The sequence below is a fragment of the Mycobacterium sp. genome (genome assembly GCF_039583785.1).
In the GTDB taxonomy this organism is placed as follows: Bacteria; Actinomycetota; Actinomycetes; order Mycobacteriales; family Mycobacteriaceae; genus Mycobacterium.
The window spans coordinates 1-7,086 of record NZ_JAVKSG010000106.1 but is presented as its reverse complement, the minus strand read 5'-3'; the positions used below and the strand labels follow the sequence as shown (position 1 = coordinate 7,086).

General features: G+C 63.9%; 6 protein-coding genes. 4 read left to right on the top strand and 2 right to left on the bottom strand.

Annotation, left to right across the window (positions count from 1 at the left end; genetic code table 11):
- On the top strand, positions 1-975 hold a 975-nt coding region (locus tag ABDV69_RS19390; protein ID WP_343577290.1), incomplete at its 5' end, for a class I SAM-dependent methyltransferase.
- Positions 968-2,071 carry an NAD-dependent epimerase/dehydratase family protein gene (locus ABDV69_RS19385; protein WP_343577288.1) on the top strand — a complete coding sequence of 368 codons (1,104 nt, stop codon included), beginning with the start codon at positions 968-970 and terminating at the stop codon, positions 2,069-2,071. The genes ABDV69_RS19390 and ABDV69_RS19385, both read left to right, overlap by 8 nt.
- On the opposite strand, the gene ABDV69_RS19380 is transcribed toward ABDV69_RS19385, so the two are convergent.
- On the bottom strand, positions 2,055-2,291 hold the full coding sequence (locus ABDV69_RS19380) for a hypothetical protein (protein ID WP_343577286.1): 237 nt from the start codon (positions 2,289-2,291) through the stop codon (positions 2,055-2,057). The two genes, ABDV69_RS19385 and ABDV69_RS19380, sit on opposite strands and share 17 nt — an antisense overlap.
- A gap of 183 nt (positions 2,292-2,474) precedes the next feature.
- Between ABDV69_RS19380 and ABDV69_RS19375 the strand changes: the two genes are divergently transcribed.
- Entirely contained in the window at positions 2,475-3,146 is a 672-nt protein-coding gene (locus ABDV69_RS19375; RefSeq protein ID WP_343577294.1) for a rhamnosyl O-methyltransferase, read from the top strand.
- 372 nt (positions 3,147-3,518) lie between these two features.
- Complete coding sequence (locus ABDV69_RS19370) at positions 3,519-5,690, top strand: acyltransferase family protein (protein WP_343577292.1); 2,172 nt, start codon at positions 3,519-3,521, stop codon at positions 5,688-5,690.
- A 68-nt stretch (positions 5,691-5,758) separates the two neighbouring features.
- Here the strand turns inward: ABDV69_RS19370 and ABDV69_RS19365 are convergent, their stop codons facing one another.
- A complete protein-coding gene (locus ABDV69_RS19365; RefSeq protein ID WP_343577283.1) occupies positions 5,759-7,027 on the bottom strand; it encodes a glycosyltransferase in 1,269 nt (422 codons plus the stop codon).
- Positions 7,028-7,086: the final 59 nt, after the last annotated feature.

Sequence of the window (7,086 nt, the reverse complement as noted above, 5' to 3'; positions counted from 1 at the left end):
TTACTGGTGAGCCTCCTCTTTGCACGCGTCGTTTATCGGGGTCGCGGCCGCTACATTCCAAATCTCTACGCCCGGGACATCCGCGTTTACGACGACGCATACCGCTCATTTATCGGCCGTACGCTCGCGGATCTGCGTCGGTGCCGGATTCGAGGGCACACACTTTTACGGGAAGCGTCGCGTTTGACCACGCCAGGTCGCCAGGATTCGGCAGAATTAGTGCTCGATCTGGGCGTCTGGCTCGGCTGGTCGACCAGGCTGATAGCTGACGCCAGCGGCCGCATGGTCTACGGCTTCGATACTTTCGAAGGCCTTGTCGAAGACTGGCAGATCGACGACCAGATGCTGATCAAACAGGGAACTTTTTCACTATCAGAACCGCTCGCAGAACGTTTTATGCGCGATACCGGTGTGAGCTTGCACGAGGGGCTGCCCGCCACGCTCGGCCGCAGGGTGCAGTTCATCAAGGGCAGCACCTACGAGACGTTGGCCCCGTTCCTGGCCGCCAGACCGGGCGCCCCCATCAGGCTTTTCCACATGGATTTGGATACCTACGAGAGTTGCCTGCACGCCCTGGAAACCTGTAAGGACCGTTTTATCGAAGGATCCATCCTCGTCTTCGACGAGTATCTGGTTACCAACGGTGAAATGCGGGCGTTCTTCGAGTTCCAAAGCGAGTATGAGCTGCAATGGCGGTACCGGGCATGGGGTCTCGAGATCTTCGAGATGAACCTCGAGAGGGTCACTGCGCGTTGGAGGCGCATCGCCTACTTCCTTGTCCTGATTGCAGGATATTGGTGCAAGGGTGACGGCAGCTATGTTTGGAAATTCTTCCAAAAGCGGTTTTGGCGATTCTGGCTGGGCGCACCGATAGGCGATATTCTTTTCATGCTCGGCGCTGCCGGACAGCGTAAATCGGTCAGCCTTGAGATTACCGGTCTAGGTAAGCTCGACCGGACTCGCTGGCATGGTTGAGCCAACGCCGGTACTCATCACTGGCGGAGCGGGCTTCATTGGGTCCGCGCTAGCGCGGCGCCTCGTCATGGCCGGATACGACGTGGCGGTGATGGACGTCGTGCACCCGCAAGTACATGGCGACGGGGCAGCGATCGACCTGCCGCCGTCGGTGCGGTTGTTCACTGGCGATGTCACCCACGCCCCCGACGTCGACGCGGTGCTTCGGTTGACTCGTCCAGCCCAGATCGTCCACTTGGCGGCCGAGACAGGAACGGCGCAGTCGCTCTCCGAGGCGACCCGCCATGGTTCGGTGAACGTGGTGGGAACGACCCAGCTTCTGGACGCCCTGAGTCGTGCCGCGCTGGTGCCAGACCAGTTCGTCCTGGCTTCGTCGAGAGCCGTCTACGGCGAGGGCCCTTGGCAATACGGCTCTGCGGTCTTCTACCCGCAGCCGCGCAGCCACGCTCAGTTGGTGGCCGGTATCTGGGATCCGCAAGGGCCCACCGATGATCCGGCAGTCCCGCTTGCGAGCTGCGCTGGGCGGACGGAGCCCCGGCCGACCAACATTTACGCCGCGACCAAACTCGCCCAAGAGCACATCATGGCCGCCTGGACGGCCGCTCACGACACCAAGCTCAGCGTGCTCCGCCTGCAGAATGTCTACGGGCCGGGGCAATCGCTGACGAACTCCTACACCGGCATTGTCGCTCTTTTCGCGCGATTGGCGCTCGAGCGGCGCACGTTGGAGGTCTACGAAGACGGCCGGATCGTGCGCGATTTCGTCTACATCGACGATGTCGTCGACGCGCTCTTCGCCGCGATCGAGCGACCTGCGGCGCAGCCCCGCTGCCTCGACATCGGGTCGGGTACCCCGACGACCATCCATGACCTGGCTGACAAGATCGCTGCCATCTGCGATGCTCCAGAACCGATCGTGGTGGCGAAGTTCCGCGACGGTGACGTTCGCGCCGCGAGGTGCGACATCGAGCCGGCAACCAAAGAGCTCGACTGGCGCCCACAGCGGACGCTGGAGGAAGGTCTACGCGCTCTGCTCGACTGGATCGGCGACCAGGCCGAAGCACCCATCGGGCCGCCGGTCAGCCAACACGCTTGAGGCGCGCGAAACTTTCTACAAGATCGGCGGCCGCCGCGACGCTGTCGGCGGACTCGGTCATCTGGGCGACCCGCTGCGTCCAGGGGCTGGTGGCCTCCGGTAGGCCGAGCCCGCGACGCTGCCCATCTTCGATTTTCTGCCCGCCACGCCACGACAGCCACTCGCGCGTCTTCATCGCGCGCAGTCGTCCGGAAATCCGGAAAAAGTCTTGCGATACCATACTGCGGTGCTGTGGCGGCGTCGAGAACATGCTGAGCGGACACTGGGGCGCAACCGGCCGGCACCGAGTCGCGGAAAGGCCGCCCGCGGAACCAGCTACGTAGATAGGAACGCGGCGCTTCGAATTGCCGCGGCCACGTTTGAGTCCGCGCCGACGCCATGGCAATTTTTAAAAAAGCTTGCGATTCCTGCACTGGCTCCCTATTTTTACCAGCCGACGGGCTCCGAGTCCGAGGAATATCACAAGTGGTACTACAACACTGGAGTGTTTAATAAAACCACTTGGATGGGGGTCAAGTGCCAGAAGTCAGCCAGTGACATGTGGAATTACCAGGAAATTCTGTTTGATCTGAAACCCTCTTTGGTAATTGAGTTCGGCACGAACTACGGCGGGTCGGCTTTATTCTTCGCCAACGTAATGAGACAGATCGGCGAGCCATTCAAGGTGCTTTCCGTGGACGTCTTCCACGGACCCCTCGAGCCAAGAGCTCGACGCGATTCCGATGTTTTGTTCGTCGAGTCACGATCCACGGTTCCGGCCGTTGCTGAGCACATTCAACGCCTCAGAGGTGAGTTCCCGGGCAAGGTCTTCGCGATCCTAGACAGCGATCACTCAAAAGATCACGTGCTGGCCGAGATGAAATTCTTGCGGCCGCTACTCTCCGCCGGCGACTACCTCTTAGTGGAGGACTCCAACATGAACGGACACCCCGTTCTTCCTGGATGGGGACCGGGCCCGTATGAAGCTATCGAGGCATACGAAAAAGAATTCCCAAACGACTACACGCATGACGTGGAGCGGGAGAACAAATTCGGCTGGACACAAGCGCCCAACGGATTCCTGATCCGCAACTAGCGTCCTGCTCGCGGTCTGCCTTTATTTCGGCGCAAATCCGAGTGCTCAATTGCCGACGAACTCCTACACCGGGATTGTCGCTCTTTTCGCGCGATTGGCGCGCGAGCAGTGAGCCAGCAACCAAAGAGCTTGACTGGCGCTCACAGTGGACCCGGCACCAAGACCGGACGACCTCGACAAGGACCGACAGGCGACCAGGCGACCCAAGACCGTTCGGGGCCGCCGCAAAGTCAGGACCAGCTCCTGCTATGTCAACAGCAGCGGTGAATGTGGCCGAGAAGTGTTGAACAGCTGTGTAATAATGCCTCGATTCAACGAAACGTCCCCCTACTCAGTTAGGTGACCGTGCGCCAGGCCGACGGTGTTAGCCCGATTGAAGGGGCTGAGAGTCGGCGCTCGGCGCAGTCGAGATTTCGACCGGACATCGAGGGCCTGCGCGCTGTTGCGGTGGTGGCCGTGGTCCTCTTCCACGCACAGGTGCCCGGCGTGGGCGGCGGCTTCGTCGGCGTGGACGTGTTCTTCGTCATCTCGGGCTTCCTGATCACCGGGCTGCTCTGGCGCGAGACCAGCACCACCGGCACCGTGAAGCTGAGCCGCTTCTACGGGGCGCGGGCCCGCCGACTGCTGCCGGCATCGGCCACCGTCGGCGTCATCACCATGATCGCCTCGGCGGCCCTGTTGCCCGCGGTTCAGGCCCGGGCCGTCATTGATGACGGCATCTACAGCGCACTGTACGTCGGCAACTACTGGTTCATTAAGCAAGGCGTCAGCTACTTCGGCCACCTGCCGCCCTCGCCGTTCCAGCACTACTGGTCTTTAGGCGTCGAAGAACAGTTCTACCTGGTGTGGCCACCCATGATCATTGGCACGGCGTGGCTGGTCCGGCGTGCGCGCCGACGCGCCACCCAAGCCCAGGCCCCCTCCTCGGAGCGCCCGTATCTGGTGGTCCTTGCGCTGGTCGCGGCCGTCTCGTTCGCGCTGTCGCTGGTGAGCACCTACGTGTTGACTACGACGGCGTTCTTCTCGCTGCCCACGCGGGCCTGGCAGTTGGCCGCCGGCGGCCTGGTCGCGCTCACGGCTGGGCAGTGGCGCCGACTCCCGTCCCGAGTTGTCGCGGTCGCGGGGTGGGCCGGGCTGGGGATGATTCTGCTGGCCTGCACCCAATTGAGCACAACCACCTTCTACCCGGGTGCCGCCGCGCTGTTGCCGGTGCTGGGTGCGGTGCTGGTGATCGGCGCCGGCTTCGCCGCCCCTGCCGAGGGGTGCGGCCACGTCCTGGCAGTGTCGCCGATGCGCGCGATCGGGCGGATGTCGTACTCGTGGTATCTGTGGCACTGGCCGGTGCTGGTGCTCGCGCCGGCATTGCTGGGCCACCCGCTGGGTCTGGCCGGCAGGCTGGTAGCGGCCCTGGTCTCCGGCGGGCTGGCGGTGCTGACCTTGCGTTTCATCGAGAACCCGTTGCGATTCGCCGCTCCGATTCGCCGGTCAGCCCTGGCCAGTCTCACGCTCGGCGGCGCCGCCACCGCGGTCGCGGTCGCGGTCGGCATGGCACTACCCCAATGGATACCCGTCCCGGTTCCCCGCGGCCCGGCGGCTACGCCGCTGACCATCACCGCGGCGCCGCCCCCGACGGGCGCCACCATCGCCGCCTACGATGCGGCGGTGCAGCACGTCTTCGCCCAAGTGCAGGCCGCGGTCGCGGCATCCGCGGGGCTCAAAACCGTACCCTCGGACCTGCGCCCGCCGCTCGCCGACGGGGCAGCCAACGGAACGGTCTATTCGCCCAACAGCTGCTTTCGCTCGCAATCCCAAGGTGGACAGCCGGAGTGCGCGACCGGCAATACCGCGTCGACGACCACGGTGGCCCTGGTCGGCGACTCACAGGCCGCGATGTGGAATCCGGCGTTCCAGCAGATCGCCGAGAGACGGCCCTGGCGGCTGGAAATGATGGCCAAGATGGGTTGCCCATTGATCGACGTGCCAATCACCAACAGCCTCTTCAGTCGCCTGGTCGAACACTTTCGACGCTGCGAGCAGTGGCGCGGTGAGATCATGGCCCGGTTACGCGCCGAGCGCCCGCGGCTGGTTCTGCTGAGCGTGTGGCGCGGATACCGTGGCGGCAACGAGAACGGTTGGCTGTCAGGTTTCACGCCATATGACCCGGCCTGGATCAACAGCCTGACCCGCCTCGTGCAGCAGCTGCGCGGCATCGGTGCGCAGGTACTGGTGCTCGGGCCGGTCCCGGATCCGCACTCCGTGGTGCCGCTGTGCCTGTCCAGCCACCTCGATAACGTGACGGCCTGCACGCCGTCACGATCGACCGCGGTCAATCAACCCGGCATCGCAGCCGAGAGCGCCGCCACCAAAGCCGCCGGCGGGCAATACACCGACCTCACCGAGCTGTTCTGCACCACGAACCGCTGCCCTGTCATTGTCGGCAACACCCAGGTCTACCTCGACGACAGTCACCTCACGCCGGAGTACTCCCAGCTGCTGGCACCGGCGATCGGGGCGCTGGCCGACCGCGCGCTCGCACAGGTTTGACGCCCGGAAGGTCTGCGCGCTCTGCTCGACTGGATCAGCGACCAGGCCGAAGCACCCATCGCCGCCGGTCAGCCAACTCGCTTGAGGCGCGCGAAACTTTCGACAAGATCGGCGGCCGCCGCGACGCTGTCGGCGGGCCTGGTCATCTGGGCGGCGAGTGCGCGGGCCCGGGTGAGGCATTGCGGGTCTAGGACGGTGCGCAGGTCCGCGATCAACGATTTCTCGGTGGTAGCCGAAAAGCGCCGTCCGGCACCTACTTTCAAGCGTTTGATGCGAGCTCCCCACGCCGCTTGATCGGGCAAGGTCCACAGAATCAACGTGGGCAGTCCGGCGCGCAGGCCGGCGTTCGTGGTACCTGCGCCGCCGTGGTGAACAAAAGCGCGGCAAGCCGGAAGGGCCGCCGCGTAATTCATCACGCCCACCACTTTCACGTGCTCCGAAGGGGAGACATTGTCGAATTTGGTTCCGGCGGCGCAAATCAACGCGCGCTCGTCTAACTGCGCGCAGGCGGTGCTGATCATGTTGAGGGTGTCGGTAGCGGATTCGACACCTACGCTGCCAAAGCCGAAGCAAATCGGCGGTTTCCCCGCGGCGATCCACGACGCGACCTCGTCATCGGTGTCCGTCGGCAACTCCATGGTCAGCGCGCCGACGAAGGGCCGCTGGCCGTGCCACTTCGCCCATTCGGCGGCCAGCCCGGGGTAGCACACCTCGTCGTAGGCCTGAATCTCCAACGATCCACGTTCGGCGACCCGCTGCGTCCAGGGGCTGGTGGCCTTCGGTAGGCCGAGCCCGCGGCGCTGCGCATCCTCGATCTTCTTCCCTCCACGCCACGACAGCCACTCGAGTGTCTTCATCGCGGCGCGGCCCAACGGCGCCGGCACGAAGGGCAGGAGCCGGCCATTGGCACGCCAGGGAAAGATATGCAGCGTCGCCAACGGGATATTGCAATGTTCCGCGACGTTGGCCGCGGTGTCCTCGTAGTTCATGCCGGTCAGTAGCAGGTCGGCCCCCTCGGCCAGCGACGTCAGCGTCTTGCTGACCTCCTCCCGGCACTGCGTGAGAGGCTCCTGGACTTCTCGCCACATGTTGCTTAGCGCCCGGAGTTTCCAGGGGCTGCCGAAGAAATACATCCAGAAGTCGCGATGCGGGTCCAGGATGACTTTTAGATCCGGTCCGTAGCCGACCGCGGCAGGCCCGGCCGATTCGACGAAGTCAACCATTTCCGGCGCGACAGCCATGTGCACCTCATGCCCGCGGCGCACCAATTCACGGCCGACCGTCACGTAGGGCTCGACTTCGCCGCGCGTTCCCCAGTTCGCCAGCACAAATTTCATTAGGAACTTTGACCTTCACTTCCAATACGCATCTTGGTTGGACATGCTGCGGGCAACGC